The sequence below is a fragment of the Bradyrhizobium sp. USDA 4353 genome (genome assembly GCF_054063215.1).
This window is the reverse complement of the sequence record NZ_JBSSGB010000001.1, coordinates 7,092,569-7,108,989: the sequence shown is the minus strand read 5'-3', so window position 1 is coordinate 7,108,989 and position 16,421 is coordinate 7,092,569. Positions and strand designations below refer to the sequence as shown.

At 64.0% G+C, this 16,421-nt stretch carries 8 protein-coding genes, 1 tRNA gene and 2 CRISPR repeat arrays; of the genes, 1 reads left to right on the top strand and 8 read right to left on the bottom strand.

Going from position 1 to position 16,421, the window contains the following annotated elements; all coding sequences use genetic code 11:
- Positions 1–228: 228 nt before the first annotated feature.
- The 5 genes from ACVILH_RS31965 to ACVILH_RS31945 form a co-directional block, all read right to left on the bottom strand.
- The gene (locus ACVILH_RS31965; RefSeq protein ID WP_456717138.1) at positions 229–2,172 is read right to left on the bottom strand and encodes an autotransporter domain-containing protein; all 1,944 of its coding nucleotides are present in this window, start codon (positions 2,170–2,172) and stop codon (positions 229–231) included.
- A gap of 1,509 nt (positions 2,173–3,681) precedes the next feature.
- Positions 3,682–3,939 carry a hypothetical protein gene (locus ACVILH_RS31960; RefSeq protein WP_456717137.1) on the bottom strand — a complete coding sequence of 86 codons (258 nt, stop codon included), beginning with the start codon at positions 3,937–3,939 and terminating at the stop codon, positions 3,682–3,684.
- 269 nt (positions 3,940–4,208) lie between these two features.
- Positions 4,209–4,562, bottom strand: a complete 354-nt coding sequence (locus ACVILH_RS31955; protein ID WP_456716447.1) for a hypothetical protein — start codon at positions 4,560–4,562, stop codon at positions 4,209–4,211.
- 279 nt (positions 4,563–4,841) lie between these two features.
- Positions 4,842–5,135 carry an HdeA/HdeB family chaperone gene (locus ACVILH_RS31950; protein ID WP_456716446.1) on the bottom strand — a complete coding sequence of 98 codons (294 nt, stop codon included), beginning with the start codon at positions 5,133–5,135 and terminating at the stop codon, positions 4,842–4,844.
- 922 nt (positions 5,136–6,057) lie between these two features.
- A complete protein-coding gene (locus tag ACVILH_RS31945; RefSeq protein WP_456716445.1) occupies positions 6,058–7,836 on the bottom strand; it encodes an acyl-CoA dehydrogenase in 1,779 nt (592 codons plus the stop codon).
- Between the two features lie 292 nt (positions 7,837–8,128).
- Here ACVILH_RS31945 and ACVILH_RS31940 point away from each other — a divergent pair.
- Positions 8,129–8,203 (top strand) — tRNA-Gln (locus ACVILH_RS31940).
- A 243-nt stretch (positions 8,204–8,446) separates the two neighbouring features.
- Here the strand turns inward: ACVILH_RS31940 and ACVILH_RS31935 are convergent.
- The 3 genes from ACVILH_RS31935 to cas4g/cas1g form a co-directional block, all read right to left on the bottom strand.
- Positions 8,447–9,775 carry a hypothetical protein gene (locus ACVILH_RS31935; RefSeq protein ID WP_456716444.1) on the bottom strand — a complete coding sequence of 443 codons (1,329 nt, stop codon included), beginning with the start codon at positions 9,773–9,775 and terminating at the stop codon, positions 8,447–8,449.
- 988 nt (positions 9,776–10,763) lie between these two features.
- Positions 10,764–11,257: direct repeats of the CRISPR family, unit length 37 nt; unit sequence GCTTCAATGAGGTCACAGCAGAGATGCTGTGAAAGGG.
- 96 nt (positions 11,258–11,353) lie between these two features.
- A CRISPR array of direct repeats spans positions 11,354–13,867; the repeat unit is 37 nt; unit sequence GCTTCAATGAGGTCACAGCAGAGATGCTGTGAAAGGG.
- Between the two features lie 417 nt (positions 13,868–14,284).
- On the bottom strand, positions 14,285–14,578 hold the full coding sequence (gene cas2 / locus ACVILH_RS31930) for a CRISPR-associated endonuclease Cas2 (RefSeq protein ID WP_456716443.1): 294 nt from the start codon (positions 14,576–14,578) through the stop codon (positions 14,285–14,287).
- A 4-nt stretch (positions 14,579–14,582) separates the two neighbouring features.
- The gene (gene cas4g/cas1g / locus ACVILH_RS31925) at positions 14,583–16,319 is read right to left on the bottom strand and encodes a CRISPR-associated endonuclease Cas4g/Cas1g (protein WP_456716442.1); all 1,737 of its coding nucleotides are present in this window, start codon (positions 16,317–16,319) and stop codon (positions 14,583–14,585) included.
- Positions 16,320–16,421 lie beyond the last annotated feature (102 nt).

Here is a 16,421-nt window from a genome sequence, read left to right as displayed (position 1 = left end):
GCGAGGCGTGAGGCGGGGTGGGGTGATCTCTCCTCTGGCGCCGGTGCGCGCGGAAAGATCACCCCACCCCGCTCGCCCGCTTCGCGTTCGAGCGACCCTCCCCCTCAAGGGGAGGGTGGCCAGCGTGCCTTGATCAGAGCTCTCAGGACGAGACGAAGTGAGGGGCAGCCGGATCGCTGCGCCTTGTCGACTTCTCAGACTTGGATAGCTGCTGTCGAAGTCCGCACCTCACCACGAATACCGCAGCACGCCCTTGCCGGCGTAGCTGCGGCTGATATTGGCGAACTCGCCGTCGAAGGTCAGCGCGGCCGACCAGTTGTTCAGCCACTTCATCTGGGCGGTCGCACTGACAAGCGCGCGGTCGGCGGCCTGCTGTGCGCCGTTCACGACGAAGCTGGCGCCGGGCAAGGTCTGGAAGGTCGGCGTCAGCGTGCGGCCGGTGGTGTAGTCATGCGCCCAGGCGAGGCGGCCGCGCAACGTGAGCACGCCGTCCGGCATGGCGAATGCCTTGTCGGTGCGCAGGCCGAGCTCGCTACGCGGTGCCGTCACGCTGCGGCTGCCATAGGCTAGCGCAAATGTGTTGGCGCCGGCGACCGCCTGCTCGGCATAGGCCGGCAGATCGAAGGTCGTGAACTGTCCCGCCGCATAAGGCGTCAGCCCGATGCCGGCCGCCGGCCACAGCACGCGATAGCCGCCTTCGAGCCGGCCGGACCAGGCATTGGCCTTGAACTGCGCCCGCAACTGATCGATGCCGGCCACCGTGACGGTGCGGTTGGTGGTGATGTCCTGCCAGCCATAGGCCAGCGCAGCGGTGATGTAGGCGGGACCGATCACGTGACGGACGAAGCCGCCGGCCTGGAACAGATCGGAGCGTCCGGACCCCAGCGCGTTGGCGACGCTGAAGCTGGTGCCGCCGCCGGCCAGCGCGAAGCCGGCCACCGTGCTCGGCGACAGCCGATAGTCGAAGCCGACAGCCGTGCCGTACAGCGTCGAGGTGGTGGTGTTGGAGCCCAGCGCCGCATTGCCGTCGGTGGTCTGCGAGCCGCCGAAGCCGGCCGCCCACACGCTCCAGCGCCGCGCGAACGGATCGGCCGCCGGCGCCTTGGTCAGCATCGCATAGGCGTCGCGCTCGGCGCCCTTGCGGCTGCGTCCAGTCGCGGCATAGGCGTTCGCCGATTCACCGTCATCCGCGAACGCAACGGGGCCGGTCGGCGGCACGCCTTCGCCGCGGCCGGCGCCGAACGGATCGGTCAGCACGCCCATGAACTGCGTCATGGCGTTGAACGTGGTCTGCTGCGAGCCGGTCGCCGCCTCGCCGGAGAGCTGGCTGAGGCCTGCCGGCGTCAGCGTGCCGAACACCAAGGGAATGCTGCCGTTGCTGTTGAAGTAGTTGGTAAGCGTGTTGGCGACGTTGGTCTGGTTGGTGTTGAGCGGCCCCGATGGCGGGGTGAATCCCAGACCGAGGTTGAGATAGACGTTGTTGGCATCGTAAGAGAGACTGGTCGCGAAGCCCGACGGCAGGTTGGTGTTGGTGACGCCGGCGAACGTGCCGGTGACGCCGCCGGTGGTTTGCAGGATGACGTACTGCTTGACGACATAGGTGCCGGCCGCGAACCGCGCATTAACGGTGCCGCCGAGCGTGGCGCTGGTGGCGTTCGCGCGCGACGCGGTCGAGGGATCGACCTGCACCAGATAGATCGCGCCGCTCGTAAAAGCGAGGCTGCCCTGGACGGTCATCGTGGACCCGGCGACGCCGGAGCCTGGAGCAAATGTGCCGCCACTGGCGACCGTCACGCTGTTGACCGTGCCGGTGCCGCCGAGCGTGCCGCCATTGTTGATGGTGGTCGCTGAGTTCGTCAGGGTGCCGTTGATCAGCAGGGTGCCGGCATTGACGGCGGTCCCGCCACTATAGGTATTGGTGCCCCCAAAGATAAGCGTACCAGCGCCGGTCTTGGCGATGCCGCCTTCGCCGGCGATATTGCCTTGCGTCGTCTGCGTGCTGCCGCCGAACGTGGCGGCGCCCGAGTTGATCTGGAAGGTCACCACCTGCGTGGCGCCGTTGATGTAGAGGTCCTGGCCCTTCGCCGCCACCGGCGTTCCGCCGGTGCCGGCCTGCGTGGAGTTGCCGCTGAAGGTGGTCGAGGTCTTCACGGTCAGCGTCGCGCCGTCCATCACGAACACGGCGCCGCCATAGCCGGCACCGCCGCTGCCGGGGCCATTGTTGCCGTCGCCGCCGTCGCCCGCGCCATAGCCGCCGGTGCCGCCGGCTCCGGCCTGCGGAAAGGTGCCGCCGATGCCGCCGCCACCACCGCCGCCGCCGAATCCGCCGGCGCCCCCGGCGCCACCGGCAAAGGTGTTGGTCGCCGCGCCGCCGCCACCGCCACCACCACCGGTGCCGCCAGTGCCGCCGGTGCCGCCATTGGCGGTGTTGATGCCACCGCCGGTGCCGGCGACACCGCCATTGCCGGGAAACAGCGTCGACGATGCGCCGACGCCGCCCGCGCCGCCAGTGCCGCTGCCGCTCGGCGGCGTGCCGCCGGTGCCGCCATTCAGCGCGCCGCCGCCAGCGCCGCCGGAGCGTGCGCCGGCCGTGCCGCCGTTGCCGCCGACCGCCGCGTTGTTGGTGAAGGAGACGCCGTCGATCGTGACATTGGCCCCGGACGCCACGAACAGGCCGCCGCCCGCGCCGAGGCCGCCACCGCCGCCGCCATCACCACCGCCGCCGCCATTGCCGCCGCGCGCTCGCATCGCGTTGATCGTGAGGTTGGAGATCGTCACGACCGGCGCATTGGTGCCGCTGACCTGGATGCCTTGATAGGTCGAGGCGCCGTCGATGATGTTGTTGTTGCCGGTGATATTGACCGTGACGTTGTTGGCATTGGCCACCAGCGCGCTCAGCGAGCTCGACAGCGTGAAGCCGGCGGTGAAGTTGATAGTGACGGTCGAGTTGGCGCTGGCGGCCGCGACCGCGGCCACCGCGGTATTCCAGTCGGCTTGCGACGCGACGTCGAGCGCGTGCGCGCTGCCCGTGACAGCCACCAGAGCCGTGCCGGCGAGCCAGGCCATGCGCCAACTGCGCCGCGCCCGCTGCCGCGTCGTGGATCGATTATGTGAAAATGCGACGATGAGTTGCGACGTCATCAATGCCTCACTGATCAGCAGGGCAGACTGCTGACGCGAAGAACGAACTCTGAAAAAGCTCGATGACGCTATCGTCGGCGTGGCTGGAATTCACGCGTTAGCGTGTCAGATCGCAGGGCATCTTTACGCCTTGTTTACGATTGTTGCTCAACGGCGACAGACTGTGCATGCAAGCTTGCACATGACTGCAATCGCGAAAGTGTTCAGGTACCAGCGTTGTTTGTGGCTCCGTAAAACAACGGGGTGCTGGACGCGACGCGATGGCTGTCGTCGGTGCCGCCGTCGAGATCATGCGACGACATTGGATTCGCCGCGCGAGCGAGTACGCCGTCCATTTTCACGCGGTCATGGCCGGCTTGTGCCGGCCATCCACGTCATTCCGCATCCCGGGAGCAAGTAAAGCCGTGCCTTCGCCACGCAAGTTTGCCGCGCAGGCGCACCGGCCCGGGCATCAGCATGCTCCCAACTCGCGAGGGGGGCGCCGCGAGAACCAGACGCCTTGGTATGCGCTCGCGCTGCGTCGTGCGTCGATGCCGCGATTTATTCCGTGTAGTTCCGCCACCGCTCCGCCCGGCGGACGTGCACCGGGGTCAGGCAGCGCCTGGCGCGGTTGATCTGCGCGTCGGTGGCGCCACGGCTGCGCGCATATATCTCAGCGACCTCGGCCGTGTACTTCTCGACGTAGTAGCGCACCTCCGAGCACGACATCCGCGTCTCCGCGCCCGCCTCATTGGCCGCCTGCACTCCGGACCCCATCGCGAGCATCAATAGCCCCGCGCCAATCACGCCCCGCAACATCGACATCTCCCCGTTGTCGTTATCAGCGCACAACAGGCGTGACTCGGAGCGAAGGCGCAAATTAATAATGACGAGCGCGTGACGGCGGGTGTGCAGTGTTGCAGGCCGGTCACCGGATGTGATGTGTGAGCAACGCCTGCAACCGGCGACGCCGAGGGCACGGCGTCTCACAGCGACGATTGCATCTGTTCCGCTGACGGAACATGATGGGGTGGGAGCGCGCCGCAGATGGACTGCGCGCGATGACAACTCGGTCGCCGCGCGAGGTCTCAGGTCGTGACCGCGGTGGTCGCGCCGCCGCTTGCTGCGCTTCCTGTTGCGCCCTGCGCGTTGTAGGTCTGTGCGCCCTTGGCGCCGGTGTCCGCGCTGGCCGCGGCCTTGGTCACCTCGGTCGAGCCGTCCGAATAGGTGATCGTCGTGGTCGTGACCCCGTCCAGCGTGATCGAGACCTCGCTGACCACGGTCTTGCCCGACGCCGAGCCGCCGCTGCCGGACGAGCTTTCGGACGTGCTGTCCGACGCGCTCGTGGCCGACGTCGCTGACGTCGACGAGGTGGATTGCGTTGCAGTGGCGGACTGTGAGGAGCCGGCCGTGACGGCCGTCGTGACGGAGCTGATCGACATGGGGGTCTCGCATCAAGAGAGGCTGCGCTGCGCGAATGCGCAGCTCGCTCCTTGAACGCAGCTGCCGCCGCAAGCTGGCGCGACGAGTTGCGTCCGAAGATGTCTGGATGCTGGATTTTGCCGCGGATGAGCTACCGGGCGGAATGGAGTGGCTCAGTGTTTGAGGCAACAGAGTAGGGCGGATTAGAGGAGCGTAAGCCGCCACCTGCTGCGTGGTGGTATGGCGGGTTACGCTGGCGCTAACCCTCCCTGCGTCGTTGGCGTCAGCCTGACCGCTTATTACTTGCCCAGAATCTTCTCCGCAGCGGTGACGATGCTGACCGTCGGATGCTCGGCGCAATAGGTGCCGAACTTCTTGGCGTTCGCGATGAACTCCTCGGTGTCGAACAGCGCCTCGTCCTGATCGCCCTTGTACCAGCCGTCCAACCAGATCAGCACCATCTTGATGGTATCGTCGCCGCTTTCGATGAACTGCTTGCAGCTCATGGTCGAGAGATCGAGGACGACGGCGGAAGCCGGAGCAGGGGACAGCAGGAGAGCAGCGGCAAACAGCGGGGCAGCGAGCAACTTCATGGGGCTTCTCCGAATAGATGTGATGAAAACAATGAACGATGCAGGGCGTTACCAATTTCTTCGGCGATCGAGCTGAAGGAGAGTCTCGATCGCGACGAACGGCGGCGGTAGCACTGGCTGGGGCGTGATCGGAAGTCACGGATGCGGACTCCCGGTAAGGCGATACAGTGTGCCCGTCGGGCAAATCACGTTAATCCGAATCGTTATGTCAAGGGATTCCGAAAAACATAAATCACTTGGCCGCGCCCCCAAATCAGCTTTATCGTCCGCGCATCCCGTTGCACGGTAGGGGACGGTTCGCGGTCGTCACGGACGTTGGCAGCGGGATGCGGTGGACGCGGGCGGGCGGCGTGTGATGAGCACGGACGAACGTTTGGTTCGCGGACGGTGAAGGCGTGTGGTTCTGATACTCCGACGCTAGTATCAACCCGGTGACGAAGCTTCGCTTCGCGCTGGACATGGTGGCCAGAAAGCCGGCGCACCAGGAAGAGCACGCTATAGCTTGTTAAAACCATCGCGCGGGGAAGGCCGGGTCTGTCCGGCTGGACCTGTGGTGACTGCCGCCTGCTTTTTTTCTGCAGGCGGGCCATGGGCCTCAGCGGAGGCCCGGCCTTCCTCGCGCCCTCCATTTCGAGAGGGCGGGACTTCAAGAGCATAGCTCGGGCGCGAAACGCGTCGCGAGAGCGCGGATGCTCATCTCATCGCGACAGGGTGTTTGAGAGTGTGGATCAATGACTGCTACGTATGTGGGGCAGGGCGCGCGCCACACCCTCAAGTGTCGTCCCGGGCTTGACCCGGGACCCATCACCCCAGGCAGAAGTGCGGGGCACTGTCGTCGACCAGTGTCGCCTGGCCACAACAGCCGGTGGGTATGGGTCCCGGGTCAAGCCCGGGACGACACCAAGTGTGTAGCTCGATCGCTTTACGCCACCAACACCGCCTCGGCGGCGAGCACCGCGTCGGCGCCGTCGGTGACGGTCTTTTCCAGCGACGGCGCTTGCACCGCGAAGGTCTCGGCGAAGAACCTCGCCAGCGCCACATGACGCGCGCCGTCGGTCTCGTTCTCGCTGCGCGCGGCCAGCGCCTCGTTGGCAAGCATGCAGCCGCCGAGCGCGGAGCCGAACAGGCGCAGATAGGGCGTGGCGCCGGCGAGCGCGTCGTTCGGGGCCGTGCCCAGCTTCTCCAGCAGCCAGCGGCTGGAGCGGTCGAGGCTGCCGAGCGCCTCGCGCAGCTTGGCGCCGGTGGTGCCGAACGCCGGATCGTTCGAGGCTTCCACGCGGCGGACGATGTCGGTGAGCTCGTCGATCAGCTTGAAGACGGAGGCGCCGCCGTTGGCGCCGAGCTTGCGCGTGACGAGGTCGATCGCCTGGATGCCGTTGGTGCCCTCGTAGATCGCGGTGATGCGCGCGTCGCGATAATGCTGCGCGGCGCCGGTCTCCTCGATGAAGCCCATGCCGCCATGGATCTGCACGCCGAGATAGGCGACCTCGTTGCCGATGTCGGTCGAGAACGCCTTAGCGATCGGCGTCAGCAGCGCGCCGCGCGCGGCGGCCTCCGCTCGGACCGCTGGATCCTTCGCGCGCACGGCAACGTCGAGCGCGACCGCCGTGGCGTAGCAGATCGACCGAGATGCAGCCGTCAGGACGCGCATCTGCATCAGCATGCGCTTGACGTCGGGGTGCGCGATGATCGCATCCGAGCCGACCGCCTTGCTGCCGACCGCGCGGCCCTGTTTGCGCTCCTGCGCATAGGCCAGCGCCTGCTGATAGGCGCGATCGGCGATCCCGACGCCTTCGAGACCGACGCCGAGCCGGGCCTGGTTCATCATCGTGAACATGCAGCGCATGCCGGCATTCTCTTCACCGATGAGATAGCCGATGGCGCCGCCATTGTCGCCCATCGTCATGGTGCAGGTCGGCGAGGCGTGCATGCCGAGCTTGTGCTCGATCCCGGTGGGATAGATGTCGTTGCGGGCGCCGAGCGTGCCGTCGGCATTGACGAGGAATTTGGGGACAAGAAAGAGAGAAATGCCCTTGGTGCCGGCCGGCGCATCCGGCAGCCGCGCGAGCACGAAATGCACGATGTTATCGGTCATGTCGTGGTCGCCATAGGTGATGTAGATCTTGCTGCCGCTGATGCGGTAGGTGCCGTCGCCGGCACGCTCGGCGCGGGTGCGGAGAGCGCCGACATCGGAGCCGGCCTGCGGCTCGGTCAGCTGCATCGTGCCGGTCCATTCGCCGGAGATCAGCTTGCCGAGATAAATGTCCTTCAGCTCACTGCTGCCATGGGCGTCGAGCGCCTCGATGGCGGACAGCGTCAGCAGCGGGCACAGGCCGAAGGCGACGTTGGCCGCGCTCCACACCTCCGTGCAGGCGGCATTGATAGCGAGCGGCAGGCCCTGGCCACCATGCGCCTCGGGGCCGGACACCGCGTTCCAACCGGCCTCGGTCCACCGCTTGTAGGCGTCCGGCCAGCCCGGCGCGGTGGTGACCTTCTTGTCGGCGAGCTTGACCCCGTTCTTGTCGCCGATCTTGTTGAGCGGGGCGAGCACGTCGGAGGCGAATTTGCCGGCTTCCTCGAGCACGGCTGCGGTGATGTCGGGGTCGAAATCGCCGTAATGGCCGGCCTCGACCGCCGCCTTCAGCCCGGCGCCATGGTTGAGGGCGAGCAGCATGTCGTTGAGCGGGGCGCGATAGGTCATGGCGTGTCCTCGGGGGCTTTGAAAGTCTGCCGGTTTGGCCGCCGTCATCCCATGAAACCGCCCAGGCCTCAACTTTTTCGCGTGGCCCCGCCCGCTGGCGCCACGGCGGCCGGGGTACGCCGGGATAAGGGCTTGCCAGCATTGACGAATTGGCGGCTGTGGCGGATCACCCGGGCCGCGCGCAAATTTCCTGCGGCGCAGCGGTTGAAATGGGCGGGCGCGCTCTGTAGACCACGGACGCCGACCCGGAATCGCATGGCGCCGACGCGCCAGGGTGGTCCGGCTGACCTGATGGGGCGTAGCCAAGCGGTAAGGCAGCGGATTTTGATTCCGCCATTCGGAGGTTCGATCCCTCCCGCCCCAGCCAGGCTAATATCATGATCTTGCTAATTAAAAGTGCGTACGTCCGGCGTGCGTTCGGGCGCATTTGGAAATTTGGCATCGCCCTCATTTGGAAATTCTGTGCTGGTTTCGTTTTCCGCGGTGCTCGGCACGCCGAGGCAGTGCATCGACGCGTGCGCCTCGATCGCGGTCGAGACGGATGTCGAGGGTGTCGCTGCAGGGGATGACGGCGGGCCTGCGCGCGGAAGTTGCCGTTGGCTGGCCGCTATCAGCGGCGCTCGGCTTTCGGTTTCGCCGTCGCGCGAAGGGTGTTCTTATCGAGCTCCGCGGCCCGTTCGTCTCGCGCGGCACTGACCTGATCGAGCTGCTTCTGCGTCAGCAAGTGCGCATGCCTCTTGCGGGTCGCGGCAAGGGCTCGCTGCATGGTTTCCTTCGCGTAGCCACGATACGCCTGTGCCGTCTTGTGGCCCGACAGCGCGCGGCCCTGGCCATCCGTCAGCTCGGCCTCCTCGAGCTCGGTCATGCCGCCGTGCCGGCAAGCATCGAGCGTAAAAAGCTCCGAGACTCCATCGATCTTCTTGCGCATCTGCTGCACAAGCTTCTCCATCCCGGGGTAGGACCACACTTTAGCGTTGCCTTTGCCTTCGCCTCGCTGGATCCGGCGCATGATCATTGGAACGCCGATCTTCGGCAAATGGCTCAGGATCTCCTCGGCTTCCGCGTAGAACCTGACGGTCTCGCCATCGACCACTTCCTCGAGTGGGTGCCAGACCAGAGCCTTGTTCTTGTGGTGCTCGATCCGCACGGCGTTGGGCCACTGCTTGCTGCGATAGTCGGGCCAGGTCAGGAAGCCCGCCACGACGTTCTCGGGCCTTTGCAGCCACTCAAAGCAGATCACCGCGACGGCCGCAGGCTCGGGTCTTCCTTCTTTGACGCAGCCCCAGGCGAATTTGTAGACCTCCTCGCGCGTGACCGCATGCTTCCTTGTCTTAGTACGGCTTCTGAGAGTGAAGTCGTCCCAAGGATTTGGATGCTTCTTGTCGAACAGCTCCGGATGCAGTCGACGCATGACGCGCCAAACCTTACGGCAGAGCCCGACGACCTTCTCTCCTTGACGAAGTCTCAGGCCGTTAGGACCATCGATGATCTTCTCGTAGATCTTGTCAGCAGCTCTTGGCGTCACCTCGATGATCTGTCGTTCGCCCACCCGGCGACCGCTCTTGCCGACTGTGTCGCAGATCATCTGCATGATGCGCTCATAATCGGGCCGCGACCGGGGCGACACTTTCTCGGTGTATGCCTTCTCAGTCTTGTATTGCCTGAACAGCCAATCGATCGTCCCGTAGCGCGCGATCTTTCCTTGCTCGCTCGGCTCTCCTTTGCGCTGAGCGTTCCACTCGTCGAACAAGCCGTTGAGGGCAGCCGCTCGTCCGCCTTTTCCGTCATCCCCGCAAGCGACCTCATATCGGGTCCCCAGCGGCTCATTGGCGATGCTGCAGCCCAGCCCGCGATAGTAGGTCGGAATCCGGAAGTAGAATGCGAGCGAGCCGTCGGCCAGTCGGCGCGTTTCCACAAAACGCGGCAACGGACGTTGCAACGTCACAAATCCTCGGCGAGGTCTGCCGGCACCAGATCCGGTGCGATCGCTCGGTCCAGATCGTCTCGCAACCACAGCTGACGTCTCCCATCCTTGACCCGTGGTCGAGGATACTCCGAACCGACTCGCTTGAGAAATGCTTCGACGGTCGGCTCGCCGCAATATCCGGCCGCAATTGCGGCTGGCATGCGGCGCGGCCAAGACCCCGCTGGAATTATGGCAGCACGACTCATTGCCGCTGTTCTCCGTCGCCGATGTTGCTGGACGAGACGTCCTTCAGGCGCAATTGCAGGGGACGTGAGCAGCCCAATGGCGATTCCGGACGGTCGAAGAATTGGATAGGTTCGAGGTCGAAAAGGACGGTGGCTGTCTGTTCGCAATGGATATCGCAGTCAAGGCGGCGAAGCCTTTTCCTATTGAGCCCGTCGTGAGCGATTTTGTAGCGGCGGACGAAGGAGAGGCTCGTGCCGGTCAGGCGTCTGACTACGAATCTGAGGGTCGGACGTTCGAATCGTTCCGGGCGCGCCATTCAAATCAAGCACTTAGCCAAAATCACCGTTTGAGTTTTAAAAACTAAAACGGTTTTTCAAACGGTCCAACGCTCGGTGCGCGCCAAGCGCCAGGAGGGGCAGCGCGGCGATCGCTGTTGGCGGATAGAGGCCGTCCTCTCGCAGCGTCGTATTCGTTGTGCTGCGATTTTTATAACGCCGTCCTGAAATGAAAAATCATGCGATCGGGCTTATGTAGCGGCTTCATCGTGCACGGCGACAATCAAGGTGGTCCTATTCCCGATCGTCGCGCTACATCAGGGTGTCGCTCGCCGGAGGCGCTCGCGTTTGGGAGTTTCGCTTGGCGACACCGCTAGCACTGTCCCAAACGCGGGTGCCTTCTTAACCGGTCTCGCGACTGCACTCGGTCCCGGGTCCCACCGCTGACGCGGCGGCCGCTATGCTGACCCTCCTGCGGGTGCCTTCTTTATATTCGCTATCCTTCAATGAGGTCACAGCAGAAACGCTGTGAAAAGGAGCCGACCCTAACCCAAATCCGCCCGGCGGGGCAGAGCTTTAATGAGGTCACAGCAGAGATGCTGTGAAAGGGCGCCCCGCCGCGCAGCCGCGTCGCCTTGCACAGCGCCGGCTTCAATGAGGTCACAGCAGAGATGCTGTGAAAGGGCTGCGTCGACATCCATTCGCGCCGCATGGTCGGCCTGGTGTCGCTTCAATGAGGTCACTGCAGAGACGCTGTGAAAGGGCCTCCGGCGTGCTGCCATCGCCGAGCGACACCAGGAGTTTGGGCTTCAATGAGGTCACAGCAGAGATGCTGTGAAAGGGGAGCACACGCAAGAAGCCCTCATCGCCATGAGCTAGCTTCAATGAGGTCACAGCAGAGGTGCTGTGAAAGGGGCGCGCGCCGACATTGAAGCCGGCATGCACCTCGAACTCCTCGCTTCAATGAGGTCATAGCAGAGATGCTGTGAAAGGGGCAGCGGCTCGATGCGCTGCTGGTGCAGACCTGGCCGCTTCAATGAGGTCACAGAAAGGGTCGGCTGACATCTTGAACGCTTCGCCCTCGGCCCACGGCTTCAATGAGGTCACAGCAGAGATGCTGTGAAAGGGCTGATGTTCATCCCGGAGCTTGGTGGAGCCGTAAAACCGAGCTTCAATGAGGTCACAGCAGAGATGCTGTGAAAGGGGATGTGAGGCATGAAGCTCTCGAACGTAGGGTTAAAGCTTCAATGAGGTCACAGCAGAGATGCTGTGAAAGGGCGGTAGTTGGTCCTAGCGGCACCCGTAACCTCAGCACCGGGGCTTCAATGAGGTCACAGCAGAGATGCTGTGAAAGGGCCTGGAACGAGAGCTACGTCCTGCGAGCATTCCTGATGCTTCAATGAGGTCACAGCAGAGATGCTGTGAAAGGGCAGCGACGGCCTGGTCATCACGGAGCCGAAGAAGACCGTGCTTCAATGAGGTCACAGCAGAGATGCTGTGAAAGGGGTTCTTCTGCTTTAACAATGGAGATTCGTCGGCCGGCTTGCTTCAATGAGGTCACAGCAGAGATGCTGTGAAAGGGGATCACTTGCTTGTCTGATACGCCGACACACTGGACCACGCTTCAATGAGGTCACAGCAGAGATGCTGTGAAAGGGATGCTGACCTGGGCAATTGCGTGGCTGATGAAGCACGAGCTTCAATGAGGTCACAGCAGAGATGCTGTGAAAGGGGTTGAACGTGAGAGAGAGGCGCGCGCGCGGGATCGCAGTGGCTTCAATGAGGTCACAGCAGAGATGCTGTGAAAGGGGTCTGGAACGTCTCGTGGGGCTCGCGCACGCCCTGGCAGGCTTCAATGAGGTCACAGCAGAGATGCTGTGAAAGGGTCGCAGAAAGCCGCGCTTGCCATGACGGAGCGGCTGCTTCAATGAGGTCACAGCAGAGATGCTGTGAAAGGGCTTAGTATCGATATCGACGACGATCAGCCGCGAGGCGCTTCAATGAGGTCACAGCAGAGATGCTGTGAAAGGGTGGCGGCGGCGGTGGAGTCCGACGGCGCGGGGGAAGCTGCTTCAATGAGGTCACAGCAGAGATGCTGTGAAAGGGTGGACAGATCAACGTCGACGCGCAAACGGCGAACGCGCTTCAATGAGGTCACAGCAGAGATGCTGTGAAAGGATAACCGCGCCCGCATGACCAGTCTCAAGGCGCTGGCTTCAATGAGGTCACAGCAGAGATGCTGTGAAAGGGCCGGCGAGGCGACACCATGTCGTTGTATCGCACCTCGTAGCTTCAATGAGGTCACAGCAGAGATGCTGTGAAAGGGCCGATGATCTGCGTGGTGATCAGCGCCGCGGTATCACCGCTTCAATGAGGTCACAGCAGAGATGCTGTGAAAGGGCTGGCCGCAGCCGCACTGGCAGGTGTAGTGATCGCGCAGGCTTCAATGAGGTCACAGCAGAGATGCTGTGAAAGGGCTGGTTCTGACCGCGTCGCCTCCCAACCATCATCGCAGCTTCAATGAGGTCACAGCAGAGATGCTGTGAAAGGGAGCCAGACGATCGGCGCCCCGTTGCCCTTGCCTTCGGTGCTTCAATGAGGTCACAGCAGAGATGCTGTGAAAGGGACTCCGGCGCAACTGCAAGACGCGATGAGCCGTCTATGCAGGCTTCAATGAGGTCACAGCAGAGATGCTGTGAAAGGGGGCTGCGCATCCTCGCGAGGCATTTTTCCGGTTGCGATAGCTTCAATGAGGTCACAGCAGAGATGCTGTGAAAGGGCTGAAACGCCCAAATCGCCATGTTGGCGCCGTTGCCGCTTCAATGAGGTCACAGCAGAGATGCTGTGAAAGGGCGGCGGTGGCGCGACGAACGAGGTCGGCCGCATCAATCAGCTTCAATGAGGTCACAGCAGAGATGCTGTGAAAGGGTCTGGAGCACGTTGAGGCCGCCCGGTTGTTTCGTCCGCTTCAATGAGGTCACAGCAGAGATGCTGTGAAAGGGGTTGCGATAGACCTTGAAGCCGTCAGCCTCGCCTAGCCTGCTTCAATGAGGTCACAGCAGAGATGCTGTGAAAGGGCATCGGCAGGCAGGAAGTTCGGGGAGAAACTAGGTGGTGCTTCAATGAGGTCACAGCAGAGATGCTGTGAAAGGGCGGGTTGTTAAGCGCCGCGCCACTGGCTGTACCTTGCTTCAATGAGGTCACAGCAGAGATGCTGTGAAAGGGCGCGATCTTGTTTGAGCGCATCACGGGCGTGCAGCAATGCTTCAATGAGGTCACAGCAGAGATGCTGTGAAAGGGATGGCGGTGCACTGCGCCGTCACCAACAACGCCTATGCGTTGCTTCAATGAGGTCACAGCAGAGATGCTGTGAAAGGGGATCCGTCGTTCGAGTTCGGCAACGGCACGTCGTCCTCGCTTCAATGAGGTCACAGCAGAGATGCTGTGAAAGGGCCCGCATCCGTCCGGCCGCCCGATCCGCCCGCGCATCGTCGCTTCAATGAGGTCACAGCAGAGATGCTGTGAAAGGGTGGTCCGGTCGATGCAGAAGAAGCCCCGGTTCTCCGCGCTTCAATGAGGTCACAGCAGAGATGCTGTGAAAGGGCGCCGTAGTCCCAAGTTGTTCATGCTCCAGGATTTCCGGCCCGGCTTGCGAGCGCTGGCCAATTGCCAGCTGCGCGCAGCCAGGTGCGCGTTCTCAATGATATTCACAATGTCAAACAACGGTTTGAAGTCAAACAATATTTTAGAGCGCGACAGCTGCGGTGGTGGGACGCGGCACCAGAGCGCTCGCTATGGCCCGGCGACCGCAGGCGCCCACGGCCAGCTTACGTCAACATGCCTCGGTCGGCCATCCCTGGTGCTTGTGTGCGAGATTGCCTGCGGTCCGCGATTCTGGCCAATGCCTCGTATCTGGTTCCGGGTGACTCGCAATCGACGGGGACCCGAGGCGGCCGATGCCCTTGCCCTTGCCCTCCCGCGGTCGCGGGGCAGTCTGGGGATTCGCCGAGCGGCTGATCCGTCAGATCACGATGGCGCTGCGCTTCACCGTCTCGAAGGTCTTGCCGAGGCTCTCGACGCGGGGGTCGACGCGATCGGCGGGCCCGAGATCGAGGATGAGGACGTGATCGTCGCGCCCGTGAATCACCTCTTCGAGCCGGCGCGACAGCTCGGCGCGGCGACGCGCCGTAAGCCGGCACTGGAAGACGGAGAGTTGCAGCCAGCGGCCGTAGCCGTGCATCAGCTTGAAGACACGGCGCCAGCGCTTGTCGTTTGAAATGTCGTAGGTGACGATGTAGAGCCGCTCCTCGACCATGGCGTCACCTCACCAGATAATGCGGGTAGTCGTCGATCTCGCCGTCGAGATGGCGCACAAGAAGCCGTGCCTGCACTTCCAGCAGGCGCCGCATCGAGACCCGATAGCCGAACACGGGATGGGTGACCTCCTGGTCGAGCCGGCGTTCATAGGCAGCGATGAAGGCCCGCTTGGCGTGCGGCTTGAGGTTGACCGCCGGGCCTGCGGCGACGAAGCCGTCGGCCTTGACCTCGCCGTTGTTGACGACCTGGATCACCGTCGAATCCGACAGGATCGGGCGGAACGGCTCCATCATGTCGAGCGCCAGCGCCGGCCTGCCGAAACGCGGCTTATGGTAGAAGCCCAGATACGGATCGAAGCCGACCGCCGACAGCGTCGTGAGCCACGTCCGGGTCAGGAGTGCGTAGCCGAACGACAGCATCGCATTGACCGGGTCGGCCGGCGGCCGCCGCGTCCGCTTCTCGAAGGCAAAGGCAGGAAAATCCCGGGCGCCGTCGCCGAACATGCTGGAAAACAGCCGAAAATAGCGCGCCGCTGCTTCGCCTTCGATGCCGAGCAGCTCGGGCTCGGTCGGCGCATGAGCGGCGCGGTCGGCGAGGCGCGACATCGCCTCCAGCGCGGCGTCCCTGTCGGTCTCGTCGCCGGCCTTGAAATTGCGGCGCAGGAAGACGCGGCTGTTCTTGATCTTGGCGACGACCAGGCTGCGGGCGAAGGCAAGGCAGCGGCGCTCGTCGAAGCCGGCGCGGTACTGCGCGATCCGCACCGCGACGTTGCGATTCCCGGTGGAGACGGTGTGGCCCATCACCCAGCCGCCGGACGAGGCGTAGGTCACCGGCACCTCCTCGCGCAACAGCGCGCCGAGGGCAGGGGTGGTGAGCGAGACCGGCCCATGCAGCACCAGCTCCGAGACATCGCCCAGCGACACCTCGGACTTGCCCGCTTCCGTCTCGATCACCAGCACCTCGCCCGACTTGGTGACGCGCGCGCCGGGCTCCTGCACATAGAGCGGAAGCGCCGTATCGGCGGACGGATTGAGCGGGCGGGGTGCAAGGCCGCGGCGGAAGAACGTCACCTCGTCCGGCAGGCAGATGCCTGCGAGCGAGCAGCGGGTGCATTTCGGGCTGTCGACCAGCGGCGGCGGCATGCGCCCGGCCGCGGCCGTGAGCCGCAGGTCGGAGATGGCTGTCCGCGTGCGCGCTCGCAAGGTCTCGTCCAGCGTGATGCGAACCCGCTCGCGCGAGCCGCCGTACCAGATCGCGCCCTCGCGCACCTTGTAACCGGCATCTTCCAGAATGAGCGCCTGTGCGCAGACCTGCACGCGCTCCGGCTCGTAGGCGCCCTCGGCGACGTGCGGGCGCTTGCCCTTCTTGGTGTCGACGGGCGTGACGGTGCCGTCCTCGCCCTCGATGAGATCCATCTTGCCGATGATGCCGAGCCGGTCGGAGGCCAGCGTCACCGAGCGCGCGGCGAAATCGGGTCGATCGTCGATGGCGTCGGCCTTGGGCAGCTTGCCGCCGCCTGCATCGACGCGCACATGGGCGCGCCGTCCTTCTTCGGTGTCGCCCGTGTCCGCCCACTCGCCTTCGACCCATTCGAGAAAGGCCAGCCGCGGACAATAGACGAATTCGTTGACCATCCGAACCGGCACCAGCGGCGTCTCGACCGTGGCCGGCGGTGCGGCGAGCTCGAACGCGAGCTGGGTGGCGGGAGGGAAGTCCGGCTCGATCGGAGAGGACGACATACTTGGCACCTCCGCAAGGCAATGGTCTGAGCGTCTCTCTGGTCGGTGTGATCAAGGAGCCGTCGATGCAGTCGTTTCCTGTCGTGGTGGCATTCGGCGAAC